The sequence below is a fragment of the Billgrantia sp. NRB1 genome, from assembly GCF_056921725.1.
This window is the reverse complement of the sequence record NZ_CM167783.1, coordinates 3,614,299-3,637,146: the sequence shown is the minus strand read 5'-3', so window position 1 is coordinate 3,637,146 and position 22,848 is coordinate 3,614,299. Positions and strand designations below refer to the sequence as shown.

Annotated in this window: 24 protein-coding genes; 15 read left to right on the top strand and 9 right to left on the bottom strand. The window is 68.1% G+C overall.

Going from position 1 to position 22,848, the window contains the following annotated elements; genetic code table 11:
- Window positions 1-56 precede the first annotated feature (56 nt).
- The 3 genes from ACZIYR_RS16550 to ACZIYR_RS16540 all read right to left on the bottom strand — a co-directional run bounded on the left by ACZIYR_RS16550 (window position 57) and on the right by ACZIYR_RS16540 (window position 3,515).
- Entirely contained in the window at window positions 57-497 is a 441-nt protein-coding gene (locus tag ACZIYR_RS16550; protein ID WP_483527456.1) for a DNA polymerase III subunit chi, read from the bottom strand.
- A 214-nt stretch (window positions 498-711) separates the two neighbouring features.
- Window positions 712-1,809 carry a branched-chain amino acid aminotransferase gene (locus ACZIYR_RS16545; protein ID WP_473034860.1) on the bottom strand — a complete coding sequence of 366 codons (1,098 nt, stop codon included), beginning with the start codon at window positions 1,807-1,809 and terminating at the stop codon, window positions 712-714.
- A gap of 185 nt (window positions 1,810-1,994) precedes the next feature.
- Window positions 1,995-3,515 (bottom strand): leucyl aminopeptidase, encoded by a 1,521-nt coding sequence (locus tag ACZIYR_RS16540; RefSeq protein ID WP_483527455.1) that lies wholly within the window; start codon window positions 3,513-3,515, stop codon window positions 1,995-1,997.
- Window positions 3,516-3,644: 129 nt separating this feature from the next.
- Between ACZIYR_RS16540 and lptF the strand changes: the two genes are divergently transcribed.
- From lptF to ACZIYR_RS16500, 8 genes are all read left to right on the top strand, one after another.
- Window positions 3,645-4,724 carry an LPS export ABC transporter permease LptF gene (lptF, locus tag ACZIYR_RS16535; RefSeq protein WP_473034858.1) on the top strand — a complete coding sequence of 360 codons (1,080 nt, stop codon included), beginning with the start codon at window positions 3,645-3,647 and terminating at the stop codon, window positions 4,722-4,724.
- A complete protein-coding gene (gene lptG, locus ACZIYR_RS16530) occupies window positions 4,724-5,788 on the top strand; it encodes an LPS export ABC transporter permease LptG (protein WP_473034857.1) in 1,065 nt (354 codons plus the stop codon). The genes lptF and lptG overlap by 1 nt, the downstream gene beginning before the upstream one ends.
- Before the next feature lie 43 nt (window positions 5,789-5,831).
- Entirely contained in the window at window positions 5,832-6,308 is a 477-nt protein-coding gene (locus tag ACZIYR_RS16525) for an RDD family protein (protein WP_473034856.1), read from the top strand.
- Window positions 6,309-6,420: 112 nt separating this feature from the next.
- Complete coding sequence (locus ACZIYR_RS16520; RefSeq protein ID WP_473034855.1) at window positions 6,421-6,627, top strand: (2Fe-2S)-binding protein; 207 nt, start codon at window positions 6,421-6,423, stop codon at window positions 6,625-6,627.
- A gap of 190 nt (window positions 6,628-6,817) precedes the next feature.
- Window positions 6,818-7,300, top strand: coding sequence for a bacterioferritin (gene bfr / locus ACZIYR_RS16515; RefSeq protein WP_473034854.1), 483 nt, complete (start codon window positions 6,818-6,820; stop codon window positions 7,298-7,300).
- Window positions 7,301-7,590: 290 nt separating this feature from the next.
- Complete coding sequence (locus ACZIYR_RS16510) at window positions 7,591-8,640, top strand: ABC transporter substrate-binding protein (RefSeq protein WP_483527454.1); 1,050 nt, start codon at window positions 7,591-7,593, stop codon at window positions 8,638-8,640.
- A gap of 2 nt (window positions 8,641-8,642) precedes the next feature.
- Entirely contained in the window at window positions 8,643-9,470 is an 828-nt protein-coding gene (locus ACZIYR_RS16505; protein WP_473034852.1) for an ABC transporter ATP-binding protein, read from the top strand.
- Between the two features lie 9 nt (window positions 9,471-9,479).
- The gene (locus ACZIYR_RS16500; protein WP_473034851.1) at window positions 9,480-10,247 is read left to right on the top strand and encodes an ABC transporter permease; all 768 of its coding nucleotides are present in this window, start codon (window positions 9,480-9,482) and stop codon (window positions 10,245-10,247) included.
- 6 nt (window positions 10,248-10,253) lie between these two features.
- On the opposite strand, the gene ACZIYR_RS16495 is transcribed toward ACZIYR_RS16500, so the two are convergent.
- The 3 genes from ACZIYR_RS16495 to ACZIYR_RS16485 all read right to left on the bottom strand — a co-directional run bounded on the left by ACZIYR_RS16495 (window position 10,254) and on the right by ACZIYR_RS16485 (window position 12,178).
- Window positions 10,254-10,478 carry a DUF1653 domain-containing protein gene (locus tag ACZIYR_RS16495; protein WP_473034850.1) on the bottom strand — a complete coding sequence of 75 codons (225 nt, stop codon included), beginning with the start codon at window positions 10,476-10,478 and terminating at the stop codon, window positions 10,254-10,256.
- A gap of 62 nt (window positions 10,479-10,540) precedes the next feature.
- Complete coding sequence (gene tcdA / locus ACZIYR_RS16490) at window positions 10,541-11,389, bottom strand: tRNA cyclic N6-threonylcarbamoyladenosine(37) synthase TcdA (protein ID WP_483527453.1); 849 nt, start codon at window positions 11,387-11,389, stop codon at window positions 10,541-10,543.
- Window positions 11,390-11,410: 21 nt separating this feature from the next.
- A complete protein-coding gene (locus ACZIYR_RS16485) occupies window positions 11,411-12,178 on the bottom strand; it encodes a pseudouridine synthase (protein WP_483527452.1) in 768 nt (255 codons plus the stop codon).
- 162 nt (window positions 12,179-12,340) lie between these two features.
- Between ACZIYR_RS16485 and ACZIYR_RS16480 the strand changes: the two genes are divergently transcribed.
- Window positions 12,341-13,660 carry a ferredoxin reductase family protein gene (locus ACZIYR_RS16480; RefSeq protein WP_483527451.1) on the top strand — a complete coding sequence of 440 codons (1,320 nt, stop codon included), beginning with the start codon at window positions 12,341-12,343 and terminating at the stop codon, window positions 13,658-13,660.
- Between the two features lie 120 nt (window positions 13,661-13,780).
- Here the strand turns inward: ACZIYR_RS16480 and ACZIYR_RS16475 are convergent, their stop codons facing one another.
- Window positions 13,781-14,329: a thioredoxin family protein gene (locus ACZIYR_RS16475; RefSeq protein ID WP_483527450.1), complete on the bottom strand. Its 549-nt coding sequence runs from the start codon at window positions 14,327-14,329 to the stop codon at window positions 13,781-13,783.
- A gap of 131 nt (window positions 14,330-14,460) precedes the next feature.
- On the opposite strand from ACZIYR_RS16475, the gene ACZIYR_RS16470 reads away from it, so the two are divergent.
- The 4 genes from ACZIYR_RS16470 to ACZIYR_RS16455 all read left to right on the top strand — a co-directional run bounded on the left by ACZIYR_RS16470 (window position 14,461) and on the right by ACZIYR_RS16455 (window position 19,056).
- Entirely contained in the window at window positions 14,461-15,693 is a 1,233-nt protein-coding gene (locus tag ACZIYR_RS16470; protein ID WP_483527449.1) for a DUF418 domain-containing protein, read from the top strand.
- A gap of 101 nt (window positions 15,694-15,794) precedes the next feature.
- Entirely contained in the window at window positions 15,795-16,214 is a 420-nt protein-coding gene (locus ACZIYR_RS16465; RefSeq protein WP_483527448.1) for a SpoIIAA family protein, read from the top strand.
- A 69-nt stretch (window positions 16,215-16,283) separates the two neighbouring features.
- On the top strand, window positions 16,284-17,909 hold the full coding sequence (locus tag ACZIYR_RS16460) for a LuxR C-terminal-related transcriptional regulator (RefSeq protein WP_483527447.1): 1,626 nt from the start codon (window positions 16,284-16,286) through the stop codon (window positions 17,907-17,909).
- 304 nt (window positions 17,910-18,213) lie between these two features.
- The gene (locus tag ACZIYR_RS16455) at window positions 18,214-19,056 is read left to right on the top strand and encodes an SDR family oxidoreductase (RefSeq protein WP_483527446.1); all 843 of its coding nucleotides are present in this window, start codon (window positions 18,214-18,216) and stop codon (window positions 19,054-19,056) included.
- Between the two features lie 76 nt (window positions 19,057-19,132).
- Here the strand turns inward: ACZIYR_RS16455 and ACZIYR_RS16450 are convergent, their stop codons facing one another.
- Window positions 19,133-19,720 carry an NAD(P)H-dependent oxidoreductase gene (locus tag ACZIYR_RS16450; RefSeq protein ID WP_483527445.1) on the bottom strand — a complete coding sequence of 196 codons (588 nt, stop codon included), beginning with the start codon at window positions 19,718-19,720 and terminating at the stop codon, window positions 19,133-19,135.
- Window positions 19,721-19,940: 220 nt separating this feature from the next.
- Here ACZIYR_RS16450 and ACZIYR_RS16445 point away from each other — a divergent pair, with 220 nt between their 5' ends.
- On the top strand, window positions 19,941-21,242 hold the full coding sequence (locus ACZIYR_RS16445) for a hypothetical protein (protein WP_473034840.1): 1,302 nt from the start codon (window positions 19,941-19,943) through the stop codon (window positions 21,240-21,242).
- Window positions 21,243-21,300: 58 nt separating this feature from the next.
- On the top strand, window positions 21,301-21,966 hold the full coding sequence (locus ACZIYR_RS16440; RefSeq protein WP_473034839.1) for an SDR family oxidoreductase: 666 nt from the start codon (window positions 21,301-21,303) through the stop codon (window positions 21,964-21,966).
- Window positions 21,967-22,049: 83 nt separating this feature from the next.
- Here the strand turns inward: ACZIYR_RS16440 and ACZIYR_RS16435 are convergent, their stop codons facing one another.
- On the bottom strand, window positions 22,050-22,817 hold the full coding sequence (locus tag ACZIYR_RS16435; RefSeq protein ID WP_483527444.1) for a DeoR/GlpR family DNA-binding transcription regulator: 768 nt from the start codon (window positions 22,815-22,817) through the stop codon (window positions 22,050-22,052).
- Window positions 22,818-22,848 lie beyond the last annotated feature (31 nt).

The window sequence follows — 22,848 nt, the reverse complement described above, 5'->3', positions numbered from 1 at the left end:
GCCACTCAGGGTTGAAGGCCGCAACCGCAATGGCCTCGTGAACGGGCTCAGCCTGCCTAGCCGCGTAGTTGATGCGCCTTGACGGGATATCCGCGCTGCTTGTAGGTCTGCCAGCACTCGCGCTTGGCGACGAGCACCTGCTGGTGCTGGTTGATGATCTCGGCGACCCGCTCGAAGCGCGAGAACCACTCGGGAATCTCCGGGTGCAGGTTGAGCAGCGCCTGGGGGTGTTCCTCGGCGGGTTCCGGTGGCCCCTGCCAGCCGATCACCACCGGCACCTCGCGGGCCATCTCGCTGCCGGCCAGGGCGTGGGGCAGGTAGGCGTCGGGGCGGAAGGTCCACAGCCGCTCGTCGAGGTCGTTGGCCATGGCCTCGTCCTCGGCGTGCAGGTGCAGTCGGTAGCCCTTGCCGGCGATGGTCTCGGCCAGCCGGCAGGCGAAGTCGAGCCGCGCCTCGAGCGTGGTGTCGGGGAGGATGTAGAAATCGACCTGGGTCATGGGACTCTGTCCAAAGCGGACTGTGCTCCTGGTGGGAGATTCACGGTTGGCCTGCAAGCCCCGGGGCGCCTGCGGCGCCTTCGCCCAGCCGAGCTGGGCTCCCACAGTTGCCATGGCGCCATCCTCGGCCTGGGGCAGCGAAGCTTCTGTGGGAGCCCGGTTTACCGGGCGAAGGAGGCCGCAGGCCTCCCGTGCGCCACGGCCGGCGAAGCGATCACACCAGCCGCGTCAGCCAGCCGTGAGTATCCTCGGCGCGGCCGTACTGCAGGTCGAGCAGCTTGCCGCGCAAACGCTTGGCGATCTCGTTGCCGGCATCGGGCATCTGAATGGTGCCGTCCTCGGTAACCAGCTGGCCCACCGGAGTGATCACCGCCGCGGTGCCGCAGGCGAATACTTCGGTCAGCTCGCCGGAGGCGGCGGCCTCGCGCCACTCGTCGATACTGATTGGACGCTCTTCGGGGGTGAGGCCCTCGTCCTTGGCCAGGGTCAGCACCGAGTCGCGGGTCACGCCCTCGAGGATGGTGTCGGTGAGGCGCGGCGTGGCGATGCGGCCATCCTTGAACACGAAGAAGAGGTTCATGCCACCCAGCTCCTCGATCCACTTGTTCTCAGCGGCGTCGAGGAAGGCCACCTGGCCACAGCCGTGGTTGCTGGCCTCCTTCTGGGCGGCCAGGGAGGCGGCGTAGTTGCCGCCGCACTTGGCGAAGCCGGTGCCGCCGGGGGCGGCGCGCTTGTAGTGGCTGGAGAGCCAGATCGACACCGGGGCGATGCCGCCCTTGAAGTAGGCCGCCGCCGGGGAGGCGATCACGTAGTAGTCGACCTCCTGGGCCGGGCGCACACCGAGAAACTTCTCGCTGGCGATCATGAAGGGGCGCAGGTAGAGGCTGCACTCGTCCGCCTCGCTCGTCGGCGTCGGCACCCAGGCATGGTCCTGGGCGAGCAGCGCTTTTAGCGAGCCGATGAAGTCCTCGTCGGAGAGCTCCGGCAGGGCCAGACGGCGGGCGCTGCGACGGAAGCGCTCGGCGTTCTTCTCCGGGCGGAAGGTCCATACCGAGCCGTCGGCATGGCGGTAGGCCTTGATGCCTTCGAAGATCTCCTGGGCGTAGTGCAGCACGGCGGCGGCAGGATCCAGGGTCAGGGGCCCGTAGGGGCGCACTTCATGGCCGTGCCAGCCGGCGTCCAGGGTCCAGCGTACGTGGGCCATGTGGTCGGTAAAGTGCTGGCCGAAGCCGGGGCTGGCGAGGATATCCTCACGGATCGAGTCGGCCGTGGGGGTGGAATTGGGCAGGAATTCGAAGCTAGCATTCGACACGGCAAGGGGTCTCCGCTACGCCCGGGGCGTGCCGGCCCCGGGGTGATACAGGAAGCTCGGGCCGGTGAGTGCCGGCCCGGGTCGTGGATTCATCGTCAGTCCACATGAGAAAGGCGACGCGGCAAAAACGCAAGCCCTGTAGGGACTCAACGCGGCCCGATCGAGGGGCGCCGTGGAACCGCCTCTCACTCCTTCTCGGTTTCCACCACGGCCTCGGCCTCGCGATCCAGCAGGTACTGGGTCAGCAGGCCCACGGGCCGGCCGCTGGCACCTTTCTGCTTGCCGGAGGTCCAGGCGGTGCCGGCAATGTCCAGGTGCGCCCAGGGAAACTTGTCGGCGAAGCGAGACAGAAAGCAGGCCGCGGTGATGGTGCCCGCCGGGCGGCCGCCGATATTGGCCAGGTCGGCGAAGTTGGAGTCGAGCTGCTCCTGGTACTCGTCCCACAGCGGCAGGTGCCAGGCGCGGTCCCAGGCGGTCTGGCCGGCGTCGAGCAGGTCGAGAGCCAGGTCGTCGTCGTTGGAGAGCAGCCCGGTGGCGTGATGACCCAGGCCGATGATGCAGGCGCCGGTCAGGGTGGCGATGTCGACCACGCTGGCGGGCTCGAAGCGCTCGGCGTAGGTCAGGGCGTCGCACAGCACTAGGCGTCCCTCGGCGTCGGTGTTGAGCACCTCCACGGTGAGGCCCTTCAGCGTCTTGATGATATCGCCGGGCTTGGTGGCGCGGCCGTCGGGCATGTTCTCGGCGGCGGCGACGATGAATACCAGGTTGAGCTTGGGCTTGATGGCCAGCACCGACTTGACGGCACCGAACACACTCGCCGCGCCACACATGTCGAACTTCATCTCATCCATGGCCTCGCCGGGCTTGAGCGAGATGCCGCCGGTGTCGAAGGTGATGCCCTTGCCGACCAGCACATGGGGCGCGTCGTCGGGGTTCTCGGCGCCCTGGTAGCGCATCACGATCAGCCGCGAGGGCTCTTCGCTGCCGCGACCCACCGAGAGCAGGCTGTGGGCGCCCAGCGCCTCCAGGGCCTCCTCGTCGAGGATCTCCACCGCCAGCGCCCCGCCGGAGCCCTGGCCCAGCTGCTCGGCCTGCTCGGCCAGGTAGCGCGGCGTGCAGACGTTGCCCGGCAGGTTGCCCAGGGTGCGGGTCAGGCTCACCCCCTGGCCGATGGCGTCGCCGATGCGGGCGCCTTCCCGGGCCGCCTCGGCGTTGCCGCCCTCGCTGACCAGCAGGGTGGTGCGCGCCAGGCGGGGCGTCGGCGCCGGCTGGGACTTGAACTCGTTGAAGCGATAGACGGCGCGATGGGCCGCCTCGGCCACCATGCGCGCCTTCCAGTCGCACTGGCGGTCGGCCAGCGGCACGTCGGTGAAGGCGACCGTGACGTCGTCCACCTGCAGCCCGGCCAGGGCGGTGAAGGCGGCGTCCACGGCCTTGCGGAAGGCACCTTCCTGGCACTTGTCGCGCTCGCCCAGGCCGACCAGCATCAGGCGGTCGGCGCCCAGCCCGGGGGCGAAGGGAATCAGCTGCACATTGCCCAGCTTGGCATCGAAGTCGCCGCGCTCGATCAGCTGGCCGATCAGTCGCTCGCTGGCGTCATCGAGTTTGGCGGCGGCGGGCAGCAGGTCGCCGTCCTTGAACACCGGGACTACGAAGCAGGCCGTTTCGATCTTGGCGGGGTTGGCCGTCTGAACTGGGAATTCCATGGTGACTCCACAAGACAAGCTTTGGGGTTACAAGCGTTGAGGGATTCTGGATAATGCCGGCACGCCCGCAGGCCGTGCCGAATCGCCTCAGTGTACCCAAGGCATGGCCCCATTGCATAAAAGAGCTGCATGATCATTTTTCGCTACCTGACCCGCGAGATCCTGCTGACCATGGCCGCCGTGGCCGGGGTCCTGCTGCTGGTCATCATGGGCAGTCGCTTCATCCGCTATTTCACCGATGCCGCCGAGGGAGACATCCCGGCCAGCATCCTCGGCACCCTGATGCTCTTTCATCTGCCGGGCTTTCTCGAGCTGATCCTGCCGCTGGCGTTCTTCCTCGGCATCCTGCTGGCCTACGGCCAGCTGTATCTCAACAGCGAGATCACCGTGCTGGTGGCCTGCGGTACCAGCCCGGCCAAGCTGCTGCAGGTAAGCTTGGTGCCGGCGGCGCTGGTGGCGCTGCTGGTGGGGCTGTGCAGCCTGTGGCTGACCCCCGCCGGGGCGCTGCACAACGCGGTGATGCTCGAGGAACAGCGCAGCCGGCTGGACTTCACCGCCCTGGCGCCGGGGCGCTTCCAGGACTTCGGCGGCGGCCGCACCGCCTACACCGAGGCCTTCAGCGACGATCGCTCTCAAATGCTGGAGGTGTTCATCAGCGAGCGTCAGCGGCGCCGTGACGGCACCCCGGAGAGCGCGGTGACCCGCGCCGCCAGCGGCTATCAGACCGTCGACGAGGAGACCAGCAGCCGCTTTCTGGTGCTGGCCGAGGGCGAGCGCTACAGCGTCGACCCAGGGCGCTTCGAGGCCGAGCGCCTTGAGTTCGCCACCTACGCTGTGCGTCTCTCCCAGGTGGACGACATGCGCGAGCTCGATGCCACCGAGTATGCCTCCACCGCGGCGCTGCTGGCCGACGACGCCGCCGAGGCCCGCGCCCAGCTGCAGTGGCGGCTGTCGCTGCCGGTCATGGTCTTCGTGCTGACGCTGCTGGCTATGCCGCTCTCCCGGGTCAACCCGCGCCAGGGCCGCTTCGCCAAGCTGCTGCCGGCGGTCTTTCTGCACGTCTGCTACCTCAGCCTGCTGCTGGCGGCCCTGGATGCCATCGGCCGCGGGGCGCTGCCGGCGGCGATCGGCATGTGGCCCATTCACGCCGTCTTCCTGGCCCTGGGGCTGGGGTTGATGCTGCACGCCCAGCGCAAGGGGATGCGCTGATGGGCCTGGATCGTCTCGACCGTTATATCGCCCGCAACGTGCTGGGCGCGATCATCGTCGTCCAGGTGGTGCTGCTGGGGCTCGACTTGGTGATCTCCTACATCAACGACCTGGACGATATCGAAGGCGACTATGGCGCCTTCCAGGTGCTGCTTTACCTGCTGCTGCGCCTGCCCTGGCGCTTCTACCAGTATGCGCCGGTGGGGGTGCTGATCGGCGCGCTGATCGGCCTGGGCAGCATGGCCTCGAGCAACGAGCTGACGGTGATGCGTGCCGCCGGCCGCTCGCTGACGCGGATCCTGTGGAGCGTGATGAAGCCGGTCATTCTGGTGGTGGTCGTGGTGCTGCTCATCGCCGAGTACGTCAGCCCGCGAACCGAGCAGTTCGCTAGCGCCTGGCGGCTGGAGCAGCTGCAGGGCGAGGGAGCGGTGGTGACCCAGCGCGGCGGCTGGCAGCGAGAGGGCGACAGCGTCTACCGCTTCGGCGCCATTCGCGCCGACGACACCGTGCTCGACCTGACCCGCTATCGCTTCGAGGCGCGCAGCCTGCGCGAGGCCACGGTGGCCGATCGGGCCGTGTGGCGCGACGGTGCCTGGGTGCTGGAGAACGTGGCCACCACCCGCTTCGGCGAGTCGCACACCGAGGTCGAACACCGCGACGCGCAGGTCTGGGAGACCGCGCTGACGCCCGAGCAGCTCAACCGCCTGCTGCGCCCCATCAACAGCCAGGCGCCCAGCGAACTGTGGGCCTATGCCCGCTATCTACAGGACCAGGGGCTGCAGGCCACCCAGCCGTTGCTCTATTTCTGGCAGAAGGTCTTGATGCCCCTGACCATGGCCTCGCTGGTGCTGGTGGCGGCCTCCTTCGTCTTCGGGCCGCTGCGCACCGTGGCCGCCGGTACTCGGGTCTTCTACGGGGTCGTCACCGGCCTGGTGTTCAAGTACCTGCAGGACCTGCTGGCCCCGGCCTCCATGGTGTTCGGCTTCTCGCCGGCCTGGGCGGTGCTGGCGCCAACCCTGCTGTGCGCCGCCCTAGGGCTCTATCTGCTACGCCGCACCGGCTGACCCTCGGTTGCGCTTAATCGGTTGGAAACAAGGTACCCACGCTATGCAACGACGCTTCACCCAACTCGACGATGTCTGGCCCGCCGGCCTGGGACGACGGCTGGGGGCCATGCTCTACGACGCCTTTCTGGTCGCCGCCATCTGGATTCTGCTGGCGACGCTGCATCTGGGCGTGCTGCGTCAGCTGCTGGGCTTTTCCGCCGAGGAGGTGGGGGTCGGCAGCCTGCAGCGGCTCACGCTCCAGCTGCTGCTGCTGGCCGGGGCCTTCGCCTTCTTTGCGGTCTCCTGGACCCGCGGCGGCATGACCCTGGGCATGCAGGCCTGGCGCCTGCGGGTGCAAACCCGCGACGGCTGCTCGATCACCCTGGGCCAGAGCCTGGTGCGCTTCCTGGTGGCCTGGGTCTCCCTGGCGGTCTTCGGGCTGGGCTACCTGTGGGTGCTGATCGACAACGAGCGGCGCAGCTGGCCGGATATCGTCTCCGGCACCCGGGTGGTGGTGCTGCCCAAGGCCTCCCGCTGATCGACAGGAAGCGGGAAAGTTGACCTGGGACACACATCGAGGCGATCAACGCTTGCGATAGCCTATGCGAATCGTTTACATTAAACCTCGTAGGCACAGCGAGGTGATGGCGATGTACGTATGTCTCTGCAAGGGTGTAACTGACCACAAGATCCGCGAGAGCGTGGAGAGTGGCGCGCGCAGCTGGCGCGAGGTGCAGGGCGAGACCGGCTGCGGTACCCAGTGCGGCAAGTGCGCTGGTGCCGGCAAGGCGATCACCCGTGAAGCCGTAATGACCGAGATGACCGCCTCGGCGAGCGATCTGGCCTACGCCGTCTGAACGTGATCGGGCCCGGTCGCCCACCTCCTTCCCAACGTGAAGCCAATCCTTCTCATTCTTGTTGATATTTCTCCAAGCCATTGTTGATATTGGACTTTTTGGCACTGTTGTCCAATACTGTCAGAATGGATTCAGCGCCGATGGGCGCTGACTTCCCGCAAGACCTGACGACGCAATAGGGAGAAGTGCAATGAAAGGCGATGCCAAGGTCATCGAACACCTCAACAAGGCACTCGGCAATGAGCTGGTGGCGATCAACCAGTACTTCCTGCACGCCAAGATGTACAAGGACTGGGGCCTCAAGGCATTGGCCAAGTGGGAGTACGACGAGTCCATCGATGAGATGAATCACGCCGACAAGCTGATCGAGCGCATCCTCTTCCTCGAGGGCGTCCCCAACCTGCAGGACCTCGGCAAGCTCAATATCGGCGAGAACGTGCGCGAGATGCTCGAGTGCGACCTCAAGATCGAGCACGAAGGTCGCCAGGACTACATCGACGCCATCGCCTACTGTGAGCAGGTGAAGGACTATGTCTCCCGCGATCTCTTCCGCGATATTCTCGCGGATGAGGAAGAGCACATCGACCATATCGAAACCGAGCTCAGCCTGATCGACAAGGTCGGCATCGAGAACTACCTGCTCAAACAGATGCAGGAAGCCGGCGACGAATAACGCCCCCTCCGCGATAGCAAGCCAGAGACACTCCACCGGCGCCCCTGAGGCGCCGGTGGTGTGTCTGCCCCGGCTCTCTGCCCCCTACCGCCCGCTTGGCAACGTCCGGCAATGATCTACGCTGGTGCATGTGGATGCACCGCCAGGCAGGTGCTGCACCACGTCGCTGCCGCTGGCGTTGCGGTCTGCACCGTCGTCACCCGCAATCCCCCGGGTGGTGTCCGGCAGCGTGGAGTTGGCAGGCTTTCTGCATACAAAAAGTAAAATCCAGACTGCGCGAGGGCACATCCATGCATCGATTTCCTGTTCGTTCTACTGGCCTGATTGCCGGAGCACTCGGCCTGTCGCTGATCGGGGCCCCGCTGGCGGCGGCCGACGAGACCCGCATCCGCTTCCAGCTCGACTGGCGCTTCGAGGGTCCCTCGGCGCCCTTCCTGATGGCGGTGGAGCGCGGTTACTTCGCCGAGGAGGGGCTCGACGTCCAGGTCGACTCCGGCAGCGGCTCCGCCGGCGCCATCAACCGAGTCGCCTCCGGCGCCTACGAGATGGGCTTCGGGGATCTCAATGCCCTGGTGGAATTCCTGGCCGAGAATCCGGACGGCCCTGGCATCCAGGGGGTCTACGTGGTCTACGATGGCTCCCCGGCCGCGGTCTTCGCCCGCAAGGATCGCGGCATCGAGTCCCCCGCGGACCTGGACGGCAAGTCCCTCGCCGCGCCCGCCTTCGATACTGGCTACCGCGCCTGGGGGATCTTCGCCGCCGCCAACGACCTCGACGCCGAGGCCGTCTCCTGGCAGAACGTCGATCCGACCCTGCGCGAGACCCTGCTGGTACGCGGCGACGTGGACGCCATCACTGGCTTCTACTTCACCAGCCTGCTCAACCTGGAGGGGCGCGGCATGGGCGAAGAGGACCTGACCATCCTGCCCTTCCCCGACTACGGGGTGCCGCTCTACGGCAACGCCATCATCGCCAGTGAAGCCTTCGCCGAGGACAACCCCGAGGCGGTGGAGGGCTTCCTGCGCGCCTTCAACCGGGCCCTGGCCGAGACCCTGGCCGACCCGGAGGGGGCCATCGACTACGTGCTGGCCCGGGACGGTCTGATCGACGTGGAGATGGAGACACGCCGTCTCAAGCTCGCCATCGAGAGCGTGATCGACACCCCGGATGCCCGCGACCACGGGGCCGGCGCGGTGGACGAGGCGCGCCTGGCCAACGCCATCCAGCTGGTGGCCGACGCCTACGACCTGCCCGAGGCGCCCTCGGCGGAGCGGGTCTTCACCTCCCGCTATCTCCCCGAGCAGGCGGAGCGGATGATCTTCCCGGCGCAGGGAGACTGAGCATGACGGCACCCGCCACCCTGACCCCGGACGGCGCTACGCGCGCCGGGGCGGCCCCCTTCGTGGCCTTCGACCGGGTCAGCCTGGCCTACGATGACAGCGGCAACGCCATCGAGGAGGTGTCGCTGACCATCGAGGAGGGGGAGTTCGTCGCCTTCGTGGGCCCCTCGGGCTGCGGCAAGTCCACCTTCATGAAGCTCTGTACCGGCCTGCACGCCCCCACCGGGGGGAGCGTGCGGGTCGACGGCGAGTCGGTGGGCGGGCCGCTGAAGATCTGCGGCATGGCCTTCCAGAGCGCGAACCTGCTGCCCTGGCGCACCACTCTGGACAATGTGCTGCTGCCGCTGGAGATCGTGAAGCCCTACCGTTCCCAGTTCCGCAAGCGCCGGGCCGAGTTCGAGGGCTGGGCCCGGGAGCTGCTGCGCACCGTCGGTCTCGAGGGCTACGAGGATCAGTACCCCTGGCAGCTCTCCGGGGGAATGCAGCAGCGTGCCTCTATCTGTCGCGCGCTGATCCATCGTCCGCGCCTGCTGATGCTCGACGAGCCCTTCGCGGCGCTGGATGCCTTTACCCGGGAGGAGCTGTGGTGCGTGCTGCGCGACCTCTGGGAGGCGCAGCGCTTCACCGTGGTGCTGGTCACCCACGACCTGCGCGAGGCGGCCTTCCTGGCCGACACCGTCTACGTGATGAGTCGTCGCCCCGGGCGCATCCTCGAGCAGCGGAAGATCGACTTCCCGCGGCCTCGGTCGCTGGAAATGACCTTTGAACCCGCCTTCACCGGCCTGGTGCAGGAACTGCGCGCGCGGATCGGCACGATCCGCGGCAGCTGAGGAGTCATCATGTCCAAGCACAGCCGGCTGCTCGAGCGCCTGGCCCCCTGGATCGCCGTGCTGGCGCTGATCCTGATCTGGGAGGCGACGGTCAGGCTCTTCAACGTGCCGCCCTTCATCTTCCCCAGCGCCTCGGCCACCGCCCAGGCCCTGGTCACCTTCGCGGGCCCCATCGGAGTGCACTCCTGGCAGACCTTCTGGACCACCATGGCGGGCTTCGGCCTGGGGGTGGCGGTGGGTCTGCTGCTGGGCTTCATCATCGGCTCGTCGCGCTTCCTCTACCACGCCTGCTACCCGCTGCTGGTGGGCTTCAACGCCATTCCCAAGGTAGCCTTCGTGCCGATCCTGGTGGTGTGGTTTGGCATCGGCTCGGTGCCAGCGATCCTCACCGCCTTTTTGATCTGCTTCTTTCCCATCGTGGTCAACGTGGCCACCGGGCTTGCCACCCTGGAGCCGGAAATGGAGGACGTGTTGCGGGTGCTGGGCGCGCGGCGCCTGGACGTGCTGCTCAAGGTGGGCCTGCCGCGCTCGCTGCCCTACTTCTTCGCCTCGCTGAAGATCGCCATCACGCTCGCCTTCGTCGGCACCGTGGTGTCGGAGACGGTGGCCTCCAACCAGGGCATCGGCTACCTGATGATGAGCGCCGGCTCCCAGATGCGCATGTCGCTGGTGTTCGCCGGGCTGATCGTGATCAGCGCCATGGCCATGGTGATGTACGAGCTGTTCGCCGTCCTCGAGAAGCGGATGACAGCGTGGGCCCACCGCGGCCAGCGGTAAGGTGCCTTAGAACGCCTTTTCGAGTTCGAAGCGCGGCACCGGCTCGCCCTGCACCTCCACCAGCTCGGTGAAGTTGTCCAGCGGGCGCACCCAGAGGCCGTAGTCGCCGTAGAGGGCGCGGTAGACCACGACCGGCTCCTCGGTTTCGCTGTGGCGGGCGACGCCGAGCACCTCATAGCGGTTACCCTTGTAGTGGCAGTAGATGCCGGGAACGGGGCGGGGACGTGTCATGGTGGGCTCCAGGGGTGGGGGCCGGCTTTCCTCGACCGGCTTTGGTGGGGTCGCGCTTGGGGTCACTCTTCCGGGGGCGGTGCCTGTCGCGTCTTGCTGGCCTGCTTCGCCAGCCGGGCCAGCACCCGCGAGGCGGCAACGAAGCCGAAGCTGCCGGTGAGGAAGGTGGCGGCGCCGAACCCCGAGGCGCAGTCGAGGCGCGTCGACTCGCCGCTGGCGGGCTTGGCGAAGCACACCTCGCCGTCGCTGTCGGGATAGACCAGCTGTTCGTCAGAGTAGACGCATTCCACCGAGAAGCGCCGCCTGGGATTGCGTGAGAAGCCGAAATCGCGGCGCAGGCGCGAGCGTACCTTGGCCAGCAGCGGGTCGTGCTCGGTGCGGGTCAGGTCGGCCACCCGAATCCGGGTGGGGTCGGTCTGGCCGCCGGCGGCGCCGGTGACGGTAATGGCCAGCTTGCGCCGCTTGCACCAGGCGATCAGCGCCGCCTTGGCCACCACGCTGTCGATGGCGTCGAGCACATGGTCGGCGTCCTCGGGAATGCGCTCGGCCAGGTTGGTGGGGGTGATGAAGGCGCTGTCCGCCACCACCTCGATCCCCGGCTGAATGGCCCGGCAGCGCTCGGCCAGCACCTCTACCTTGGGACGCCCCACGGTGCCGTCCAGGGCGTGAAGCTGGCGATTGACGTTGGAGACGCAGACGTCGTCCAGGTCGATCAGGGTCAGCTTGCCGATGCCCGAGCGGGCCAGGGCCTCTACCGCCCAGCTACCCACACCGCCGACCCCGACCACCACCACATGGGCCTGGCGGAAGCGTTCCACGGCGGTGTTGCCGTAAAGCCGGCGGATGCCGCCGAAGCGCAGGGCGTAGTCGTCAGTGGGCAGTGCGGCGCTGGGGGTCGAGGGGGCGGTCATGGCGGCAGTCGAGTCTCCCGGTCAGGCGGGGGTGGCGGATGAAGGGGCAAGGCGGCGCGCGCCGTCCACCGGCAGGTGGCCGGCCCAGCCGAAGCGCTCGAACAGTGCGCGCATGGCGGCGTCCGGCGCGCAGCTCAGCGCCAGGCGATACTCCTCTACCGGATGGTCGAACGTCAGTTCCACCGCGGCCAGCAGCAGGCGCGGGCAGGCGAGGCGCTCGGCGAAGAAACGGTTGTGGTTGCCCTTGCCGTGCTTGGCGTCGCCGATGATCGGGTAGCCCCGCCGCGACAGGTGGCGGCGGATCTGGTGGCGACGCCCGGTCAGCGGCCGCGCCTCCATCAATGAGTAGCGGCTCTGGGGGTAGCGGTCCACCTGCACCGGCAGCTCCACGCTGTCCAGGCGGCGAACATCGGTGACCGCCTCCATGGCGGGCATCTCGGCCTTGGGCAGGCGGGCGTCCTCCTCCCGCAGCGGATAGTCGAGGCGCTCCGCCTCGGGGCCGATGCCCCGCACCACCGCCAGGTAGCGTTTCGCCACCCGCCGCTCGGTGAAGGCCGCGGCCAGGGAGGTGGCCACCTCGGGCGACAGCGCAAAGACCATCACCCCGGAGGTGGGGCGGTCCAGGCGGTGCACCGGATAGACTCGCTGGCCGAGCCGGTCGCGCAGCCGCTGCAGCAGAAATTCCCGCTCGCCGCGGGCCAGGGCGGTGCGATGCACCAGCAGCCCCGCCGGCTTGTGCACGGCGACCAGGTGCTCGTCCTGATGCAGGAGGGTCAGCGAATGCGGCATGCTGGATTAGCCCGTGGCAGCAAAGGGCCGACATTGTCGCCGTCGAGGCCGCGGATGTCACCACCCCCGGCGGCCATGGGGGAGGGGCGCTGTACCCCCGGGGGCATTGCGGCCACACTGGGCTGCAGGATGCCAGACTGACCCGTTGCAGAGGAGGCGACCATGAGGCCGGTGACCCGACGCGCGCTGCTGTGGAGCGGTATTTACCTGGCGCTGGTGCTGATGCCGCTCGCCGCGGTGATGCTGGGCGGGCGGCCCGAGCCGCGGGGGCTGCTGGGGGAGTTCGGCGCGCTGCTGGGGCTGCTGGCCCTGGGCGTGTTCGGCATGCAGCTGGTGGCCTCGGGTCGGCATCGCTGGTTTGCCCGCGGCCTGGGCTTCGACAACGTGCTCCAGTTCCATCGGCAGCTCGGCCTGTTCGCGCTGCTGCTGGTGCTGGCCCATCCGCTGGTGCTCCTGGGCGCCGAGCCGGGCTTTCTCCACTATCTCGACCCCCGCGATGCGCCGCTGCGCGCGCTCAGCCTGTTCGCCCTGGCGGGGGCGGCCCTGGTGCTGGTGGCAAGCTCGCTGTGGCGAACGCGCTGGGGGCTGAGCTACGAGTGGTGGCGCCTGCTGCACGGTGGCCTGGCGCTGTTCCTGGTACTCGGCGGCCTGGGGCATGCGCTGATGGTGGGGCGCTACAGTGGCGGCTGGATCAGCGCCCTGGCCCTGGTCGCCATCATGGCGGTGCCGGTGGGGCTGCTGCTCGACTCTCGGCTGCTGCGGGTCTGGCGCCTGCGTCGCCGGCCCTGGAAGGTCATCGACAATCGCCCGGCCCGCGGCGATGCCACCACCCTGACCCTGGAAGCCGAAGGGCATCGCGGTCTGAGGTTCCAGCCGGGTCAGTTCATCTGGATCACCCTGGGCGAGACCCCCTTTTCGCTGCAGCAGCATCCGTTCTCGCTGGTCTCCTCGGCGGCCGAGCCCGGGCGGGTGGCCTTCACGGCCAAGCGACTGGGCGATTTCACGGCGCGCCTGCCCGAGGTAACGCCCGGCACCCGGGCCTTCATCGAGGGGCCATATGGCGCCTTCATACCGGAGTCTGGCCACCCCTCGGGCGCGGTGCTGATCGCCGGGGGGATCGGCATCACGCCGATCATGAGCATCCTGCGCAGCTTTCGCGACCGTCGGGAGAGGATGCCGCTGTGGCTGGTTTACGCCAACGAGACCTGGGAGGAGGCCACCTTCCGGGAGGAGCTGGCCGAGCTGCGCCAGGCGCTGCGCCTCGAGGTTATCCACGTGCTGGCCGAGCCGCCCACCGGCTGGGAGGGGGAGCGGGGCCTTGTGGACGGCGCGCTGCTCGAGCGCCGGCTGCCCGCCGACGACGGCCGGCGCGAGTATTTCATCTGCGGCCCCGATCCCCTGATGAACGCCGCCGAGGGGGCGCTGATCGACCGGGGCGTGGCCCCCACCCGGATCTTTTCCGACCGCTTCGATATGGTGTAACAGCGCAAGGAGTCGCCATGCTACATCGCTACGCCCGCCGGCTCGGCATCCTGATGGCCCTGGTCCTGGTGGCGATCGTCCTGTTGCTGGCGATCTGGCTGACCGCCTGACCGGCACGGCCTATTTCCACTTGATATTGCACCCCATCGACGGCATCTGCCGCTCGCTCGGCGACTGGCCGGCCAGCACCGCCTCGGCGGCGGCGCGCAGGTCCTCCCCGGTCACCGGGGTCGCCTTGCTGGGGCGGCTGGCGTCGAACTGGCCGCGGTAGGCCAGCCGGTGCTCCCGGTCGTAGAGGAAGAAGTCCGGCGTGCAGGCGGCCTGAAAGGCCCGTGCCACCTCCTGGCTCTCGTCCACCAGGTAGGGAAAGGAGTAGCCGCGCCGCTGCGCCTCCTCGATCATCCGCGCCGGGCTGTCGTCGGGCTGGGCCCGGTAGTCGTTGCTGTTGATGCCAACCACCGCCAGGCCTCTGGCCTGATACTCTCGGGCGAAGTCGGCGAAGGCATCGGCGATGTGCTTGACGAAGGGACAGTGGTTGCACAGGAAGACTACCAGCAGCGGCTGGCCGTGGTACTCGGCGTTGCCCACCTCGCCGCCGCGGGGGTCGGGTAGCCGAAAGGCCGGCATGGGGCTGCCGAGCTCGGGCATGGTCGAGGGCGTCAGGGTCATGGGGTTGCCTCCAGTTGCGGTTCCGCCAGTGTTTCAAGGTAGCAGAGCCTCGGTGTGGCGCCTGACGCGGGTGATCTCGCCTGTTAACGTGCGGGAGGGCAGGGGCGGCGAGGGCCGCGGGGAGGCGTGGTATGACAGGGCGTGACGCAGCAGCCGGCGGCGTACAGCCGGGCGAACGCATCGACAGCCTCGACGTGCTGCGGGGCATGGCGATCCTCGGCATCCTGGTGATGAACGTTCAGGGGTTCGCCATGGTGACCGCCGCCTACGTGAACCCCACCTATGCCGGCCCCATCGGCCCGGCCGAGTGGTGGGTCTGGAGCCTCGGCCAGGTGGCCTTCGCCGGAAAATTCCTGGCGATCTTCTCGGTGCTGTTCGGGGCCGGCCTGGTGCTGATGGCCGAGCGTGCCCAGGCCGCCGGTGTCGCGCCCTGGCGCCGCCATCGACGCCGTACGGCGGTGCTGGCGCTGATCGGGCTGGCCCACGCCTACCTGATCTGGTTCGGCGATATCCTCTTCACTCTGGCGCTGATCGGCCTGCTGGCCTTCGTCTTTCGCCGCTGGTCGTCGCCTCGCCTGCTGCGGGCGGCGGCCTGGCTGTATGCCGTACCCGTGCTGTGGGGCCTGCTGATGACATGGCTGATGCACGCCATGCCCGAGGCCGCCTACCGCGACCTGGTGGTCAGCGCCTGGCAGCCCTCTGCCGAGCAGCTGGCCGCCGAGCAGGGCGCCTACCGCGGCGGTTGGCGGGCGCAGATGGCGCAGCGGGTGCCCGACGTGCTGCAGATGCATCTGCTGGTGGTTCCCCTGGAGGAGGGCTGGCGCATCTTGGCGATGATGCTCGCCGGCATGGCCGCCTACCGCAGCGGCCTGCTGACCGGTGCCTGGTCGGCGGCACGCTATCGGCGAGCGGCGCTGCTCGGGGCAGGGCTGGGGCTGCCCCTGGCCGCGGCCGGCCAGCTCTTTCATCACGCCACCGGTTGGGAGATGCGCACCTCGCTCTACCTGGGCGGGCTGTTCAACCATGTCGCCACGCCGCTGGTCGCCATGGCTTGGGTCTGTACGCTGATCTGGCTGCACAAGCGCGGCGCCTGGCCGGGGCTGATGCACCGGCTGCGCTGCCTGGGGCGCGGTGCGCTCACCGGCTACCTGCTGACCAGCCTGCTGTGTACCGCGCTCTTCTATGGCCACGGTCTGGGGCTGTTCGGCCGGCTCGACCGGGTCGAGCAGCTGCTGGTCGTCGCCATGGTGTGGGCGCTGCTGCTGGGCCTGGCCCCGCTCTGGTTTCGTCACTTTCGGATGGGGCCGGTGGAGTGGCTATGGCGGTGGGGGACCTATGGCCGCCGCGCTCCCCTGCGCCGTTAGGCCCCCCAGCCCCCAAGGGTGGCGCGATCCTCCCCCGGCAGTCTGCCACGACCGGCTATGCTGAAGGCGAGAGAAACCGCTGCGATTCAAGGAGACGCTAGATGCTGGAATTCATTACCCATCCCGCAGAGCATGTCGTGGCCATGAGGGCCGGCGGTGTCGTCACCGCCGAAGAGCTGCAGCGGGCCATCGATGCCATCGAGACCGCCAAGCGCGACCATCCCCGGGTCAGCCTGGTGGTGGAGCTCGACGACATGCGCTGGATGACCCTCACCGCCCTGCTCAAGGACATTGGCTACGGCCTCACCCAGCTTAGCGACCTCGAGCGCTATCATCGCGCCGCCGTGATCACCGACCGGGAGTGGATCAAGCACCTCGCTCATCTGGAAGAGCGCTTGTTCAAGGCCGTTGACCTTCGCACCTTCCCCCGGCGCGACTACGCCACCGCCTTGCAGTGGGCCGGCGAGCTGCCCAAGGGGGCCCACGAAGACCCCGAGGAGGACGGCTATCACGGCGCCTGATAGCGGTAAGAGAGCCCTTCGATACGCCAGCAGGCGTGTTTTTCGGACGAGCGGACAGCGGAGATCGTCATGCCGGGCACCGATTCGGACGACCCCTTGCATCAGGCCGGAAACGCCCTGCAGCGGGGTGACTGGTCCGTGGCCCGGACGGCGTTCAAGGAGGCGCTGCAGGCCGGCGAAAGCGCCAAGGCCTATGAAGGCCTGAGCTGGGCGGCGCTGGCCATGGATGCGGGCGATGAGGCGCTCTGGGCCCGGCAGAACGCCTACCGGCTGTACCGAAAGCAGAACGAACCGGTCAGTGCCGCGCGCATGGCCATGTGGGCCGGCAAGGACCACGAAGACTTCCGCGGCGAGATGTCGGTGGCGCGTGGCTGGCGCCAGCGTGCGCACCGCCTGCTCGAGGACCAGCCAACGGTACCGGAGCACGGTTGGCTCGCCCTGTTCGATTGCTGGGCCTCCCTCAGCGACGGCGAGGATCCCGAGCATGTCCGGCAGTGCACCCGGACCGCGCTGGCGGTCGCGGAGGCGTGCGATGAGCCCGACCTCGGCGTCCTGGCGCTCGCCATGGGCGGCTTGGCGCTGGTCAGTGACGGCCGCGTCGAGGAGGGCATGCGCCGGCTCGACGAAGCGGCTGCCGCGGTGCTGGGCGGAGAGCTGCGGGAGCCGATCTGGGAGCTGCCCGTGCTGTGCTGGCTGATCTTCGCTTGCGAGCGTGCTCGCGATTTCGCCCGCGCCGCCGAGTGGTGCGAGAGGATGCACGCCGCCGCCGAACGCCTGGCGCACACGGCCAGCCAGGGGGTCTGTCGCGCCCATTACGCCATGCTGCTCGTCTGCCGCGGTCGGTGGCAGGAGGCGGAAACCACCCTGAACGAGGCCGCGGCCTGCTTCCAGGCCAGTTGGCCGCCACAGACGGCCGAGACCTCGATCCGCCTGGGGGACCTGCGGCGGCGCCAGGGGCGCCTGGATGAGGCCGATGCGCTGATGCGGCCGCTCGAGTGGCATCCGCTGGCCATGCTCGGCCTGGCCGAGATCGCCCTGGAACGCGGGCGGCGCCAGGAGGCCGAGGAGCGAGTCGAGGCGTACTTGCGCCATATCCCCGAGGGCAATCGCCTTGGCCGCGCGGCGGCCCTGGAGCTGCAAGTGCGCCTCGATGTCGCGTCCGGGGAGCATGCTCGCGCCGCCCGGGCCACCGAGGCGCTGGAAGCCATCGCGTCGGCGGTGGGCACCGGGCCCCTGCAGGGGGCGGCAAGCTTCGCCGCCGGCGTCCTCGCCCGGGCAACGGGCGAGATGCAGCACGCCCGGGCCTGTCTCGAGAATGCCGTCGTCGCCTATGAACGCAGCGGCACCCCCTTCGAGTCCGCCCGTGCCCGGCTGGAACTCGCCGCGGTCCTGACCGCGCTTGAGCGCCCGCAGCGCGCCCGGGCCGAGACGGCCAGCGCCCGACACACCCTGGCGGGCCTGGGTGCCCGGGACCGGTTCGAGAAGACCGGCGCTTACGCCTCCTTGCCGCTCACGCCGCGCCAGGCCGAGATTCTTCGACGGGTCGCCCGGGGCATGAGCGATGCGGAGATTGCCGAGGCGCTGGGCATCAGCATTCACACCGTGCATCGGCACGTGGCCAATATCCTCCAGCGCCTGGACGTTCCCACCCGCGCCGCGGCGGCGACACAGGCCGCCATCGCCGGCCTCATCTAAGGAAACACTGCACAAATGCCTACGCGAGCAAATCGCTGCGTTGCGCGGTGCGCGGAATCCTCACCTATACCCCATAGGCTCCGGTTCCTGTGCTCCGTGCGCCTTGCGCTTCATCTCGCTCGTCGATTTGTTCAGCGCTTCCCTAAGCGCTCCGCCGCCCCCATGGCCCGAACGGGCCATGCCACGAATGGCGCCTCATGGCCCGTCTGGCCGAAGCGCCGGCCTATCCCGCCTGGCTAGCCTCGGGGCAAGGCTTCGGCTCGACCGAAGTCGCTATCTGCCATCATCACCCAGGAGGTGCAGCATGATTCTTGTCACAGGCGCCACCGGAACCATCGGCTCCGAACTGGTGAGGGAGCTGGCGAGTCAGGGCGAACCCGTGCGCGCCGCGGTCCATGTGCGGCCGCTACAGGTCGACGGCGTGGCGACCTGCCCCATCGACTATGACCGGCCCGAGACGCTGCCGTCGGCGCTTCGCGGGGTCGAATCGCTCTTCCTGCTGTCCCAGGAGGTGACCCATGAGCGACCCATGGTCGATGCCGCCCGGGAAGCCGGGGTCAGGCGCATCGTCTACCTCTCCTCCTACGGAGCGGACACCGATACCTTCATCGTTGGCCAGCTGCACCGGGAGATCGAGCGCTGCATCGAGGGCAGCGGCATGACCTGGACCTTTCTGCGCCCCAACTACCTGATGCAGAACTTCATCACCCTCATGGGCGACGACATCCGCAACGAGGATACCTTCTACGACTCCATCGGCGATGCCCGGGTCAGCCGCATCGACACCCGCGACGTGAGCCATGTGGCCGCCCGGGTGCTGACCGAGTCCGGCCACGAGAATCGCGCCTACGAACTCAGTGGCCCCGAGGCCATCACGCACCATCAGGCGGCCGAGCTGCTCTCAGAAGCGCTGGGACGACGCATCCGCTATGTGGAGCTGGACGACGACAGCTTCCGGCGTCGGTTGATCTCCCAGGGCGTGCCCGAGGAGTTCGCCGGCTTCGTCGAGGACGTCAATCGCCGCAACCGCCGCGGCGAAACCCACGACGACCGGGTCACCGACAGCGTTCGCCGCATACTGGGCCGGGAGCCGACCCCGTTCTCCCGGTTCTGCCGGGATCACGCGTCCCTGTTTGGCGCACCCTGAGCCCTCGGCGGAGCCGGACGACCCGTACCGGGAAAGCCGTTGGCGGGAGGGGCTGCTCCCCTGGCCGCTGGCGGCCTCACTTGGCCTCGGCGCCGAGCGCATGCAGCTTGCGAAACCACTTGTCGCGCTCCTGCTCGCTCATCGCCTCCACGCTGCCGATCAGCGTCTCGCGCACCGGTGACAGGCCGACGAAGCCGAGAATATTGCGCTCCAGCGATTTCACGCTGTGGGCTCGATAGAGGTGGCGGTAGATCAGCGCCGGCATGCCCATGGTCACCACCACCCGCGCCGAGCGGCCGGTCAGCCCCTTCTTGCCCAGCGGGTTGCCCTCCACGTACTCGAAGGCGAAGCCGGGGCGCAGCACCTGCTCCAGGAAGGCCTTGACCAGGGCCGGCATGTCGCCAAGCCACAGCGGGAAGAACAGCACCAGGTGCTGGCACCAGCCGATGGCCTCCTGTGCCGCCGCCAGCGAGGAGGGGAGGGGAGCGACCTTCCACGCCTTCTGGGAGCGCAGCAGCGGAAACTCCAGGGTGGCCAGGTCGATCAGGCGGACCTCATGGCCCTGGGCATGGGCGCCTTCGTGGTAGTGGGCGGCCAGGGCGTGGCAGAGGTGCGTTTCGCTGGCATCGGGGTGTCCCTGCAGGATCAGGATTCGCTGGCTCATCTCGGCGGGTTCTCGCGGCAAGGAAAGGGGAGTCCTGACGTTCAGCCTAGCCGCTTTCCATCCCTTCGCACTTCCCGCCGGCGGGGCAGTGGCCGCCCCTGACGTCGCGCCCCGGGCGATGCAGGGCGGTGTGCGCGGAGCCCTGGCGGGGAGCCTACACTGGAGGCAAGGCGTCGCGCCCTGCGGTGCGGCGGGTTCCACCGATGGAGGAGGCGTTGCCATGGCGTCGCCGGACCACCTGAACGCGCTGTTCCACTACCCCCTCTTCGAGGCCATGCTGGGGCGCCGCGCCCGGCGCTTCGGCCTGGGCATGGAGATCCCCTCCGGGCCCCTGGCCTATCGCTCCCGTCACGCGCCGCTGCCGCTCTCGGCCCTGGAGCGGGACCTGCTGCTGATCGCCGGCACCGGGGTCAGCGGTTGGAGCTTTGGGGTGCCCTACGGGCCGGATCGCCCCGACGAGCACGCCCACTATTCGTTGCGCTATACCGGGCGCACCGCGCCCACCGCCGGGGGCTTCGGTACCCCGGCGATGCTCTTCACCGATGACGAGGGCCTCCACTTTCTCAACACCCGCGACCTGCCCCCGAGCCGCATGCAGGAGTACCGGGACGTCGACGACGACCTGGAACGCCTGGTGGCGCTGGTGCGCGAGCACACCCTGACGCTCTCGCCCCAGCGGCTGGATCTGCCCGCGGCGCCGCCCCATATGCTCGAGCCCAACCTGTGGATGGCCAATGCGCCGGGCTCGACCCTGTTCATGCCCGTCGGCGATGCCAGCGAGCAGGTGCTGGCGCTGCTGGCCATGGCCATCGGCAATGGCAACACCCTCGTGGATGACGAGCTTGGCTGTCCCGCCGGTGACCTGGCGCCCTTCCAGCGCAGCGGCCTGCTCCAGGAGGAGAAGCGGGTGCCCCTTTCGGTGCTGCAGCAGATGGCCTATGAGGGGAACTGCGCCGAACTGGCCATGATGGGCCACAATATGGTGCTGACGATGCAGGCCATGGGCCTCGGCGGTCTCTACTTCAACGGCCTCAACCGCTGGAGCATCCTGGGCGCCTTCGCCGACCAGGGCATCGCCGGCGCCGGCTTCCGCTTCGTGCGCGATGCGCGCTGGACCCTGCCCAACCCGGTGGGGCTCGATGGCGTCTACGAGGCGCTCTGCCCGCCCTACTACCCGGACATGCGGGCGGCAGTGGCGGCCTTCGTGGAGCGCAAGTTCGGCCCCGGCGGCGCCTACGATGCCGCCACGCCCGGCCCCTGGCAGCGCAACCGCGAGGTGAAGGGTGGGGTGACTCCCTATTCGGAGGCGTTCGTGGCCTGCCTGGGCGAGGTGGCCCAGTACATCCACGACAAGTACGGCAAGTTTCCCGGCACCTTCACCACCATCGTGCTGCCCGGCTTCGTTCAGGCGGTGCACCTGGACACCGACTTCTACGACCGCCACTACCGACCGGGGGCCTACCTGGCCACCCATGCCGAGCATCTCGAGCGCTGGCATCCCGGCGAGTCAGGCGGCGGTTGACGTCGGAGGCCCGTCCCCCCACCTTTAGGGCACCGATCATTCCCATACTGGAGTTGCCATGACGTCCACCGTATTGATCACCGGCGCCAATCGCGGCGTCGGCCTGGCCCTGGCCCGCCACTATCGCGCCGAGGGCTGGGCAGTAATCGGCGTCTGCCGCGAGGCCTCACACGAGCTGGCCGAGGTCGCGGAGCGGCTGATCGAAGGCATCGACGTGACCCGCGCCGATGACGTGGCTCGCCTGGCCGACGAGCTGGCGGGGCAGCGCCTGACGCTGCTGATCAATAACGCCGGCTTGCTCAGGGACGAGGTGCTGGGCGAGATCGACTTCGACTCGATCCGCGAGCAAATGGAGATCAACGCCTACGCGCCGCTACGGGTGACCGAGGCGCTGCTCGATAACCTGGGCGAGGGCAGCAAGGTGGCCAACATCACCAGCCGTATGGGCTCCATCGCCGACAACGACTCCGGCGGCCGCTACGGCTACCGCGCCTCCAAGGCGGCCCTGAACGCCTTCGGCAAGTCCCTGGCCGTGGACCTCGCGCCCCGCGGCATCGCGGTGATCCAGCTCCACCCCGGCTATGTGCAGACCCGCATGGTCAACTTCGGCGGCTTGATCACCCCGGAAGAGGCCGCCGCCGGTATCGCCGAGCGCATCGCGACGCTGACGCTCTCCACCTCCGGCACCTTCTGGCACAGCAACGGCGAGCCGCTGCCCTGGTAGCCAGACATCAGATGATGAATGAAGCCTTCGGCATACTGGTTGGCTAGGTAGGGCTGTAAGTCAGCCTGCTCTACTTAGCCAGGTTATCGTGAGGCGCTAGCCGAGGCGCAATGTATACCCTTTGCCGCCAGCGGGCTTCGCAGTTGGTCGGGTAACGGAATGTCGGTGATAACGGCATCGTAATCGGCGAGTTCACCCGCAGCTCTGCGCAGCGGGAGATCGAATTTGGTGCTGTCCATAACCAGGATGCGATAGGCGGCGTTTGTGAGCAGTGCCTCGCGAGCCATCGCCTCGTCGTCATTGTAGTCGAATAGCTGCCCCTGGCTATCCATTCCGCCCACTGAGACGATGCCCACATCGACCCGATAGCGGTGAAAAAAACGCCAAGCATCACCGCCTATCACGTCCTGGTCCCTCTGGCGTACGCGTCCTCCCGCCACTATTAGCTCGGCCTCCATGCTACACAGCCGAATCATTGCATGCAGGTTGTTGGTTATGATCTGGAGGCCCTGTTTGTCACGCAGCATCTCGGTGAGCTGCACGACGGTAGTGCCGGTGCCCAGAAACAGCGACTGATTGTTCTGGATCAATGTGGCAGCGCGTCGTGCAATTTGGCGTTTGCCTTCTTCGTTGATGATTTTTCGCCGGTCGTAGCCAATGTTCTCTCGTTCGGGAAACGGTAAGACCTCGCCATGACGACGCAGTACCAGGCCTTTCTCGGCCAGGTGGCGCACATCCCCCCGCAGGGTCTGGACCGATACCCCGAACCTCTGTGCCAGAGTTTCCAGCGGCTGACGGCCATGCTGATTCACCTCCTCCAGCAACTTTCTATGCCGTTCAAATTTGTTCATGCCATCTCCAAACGAAAGGAAAAAGAAGTGA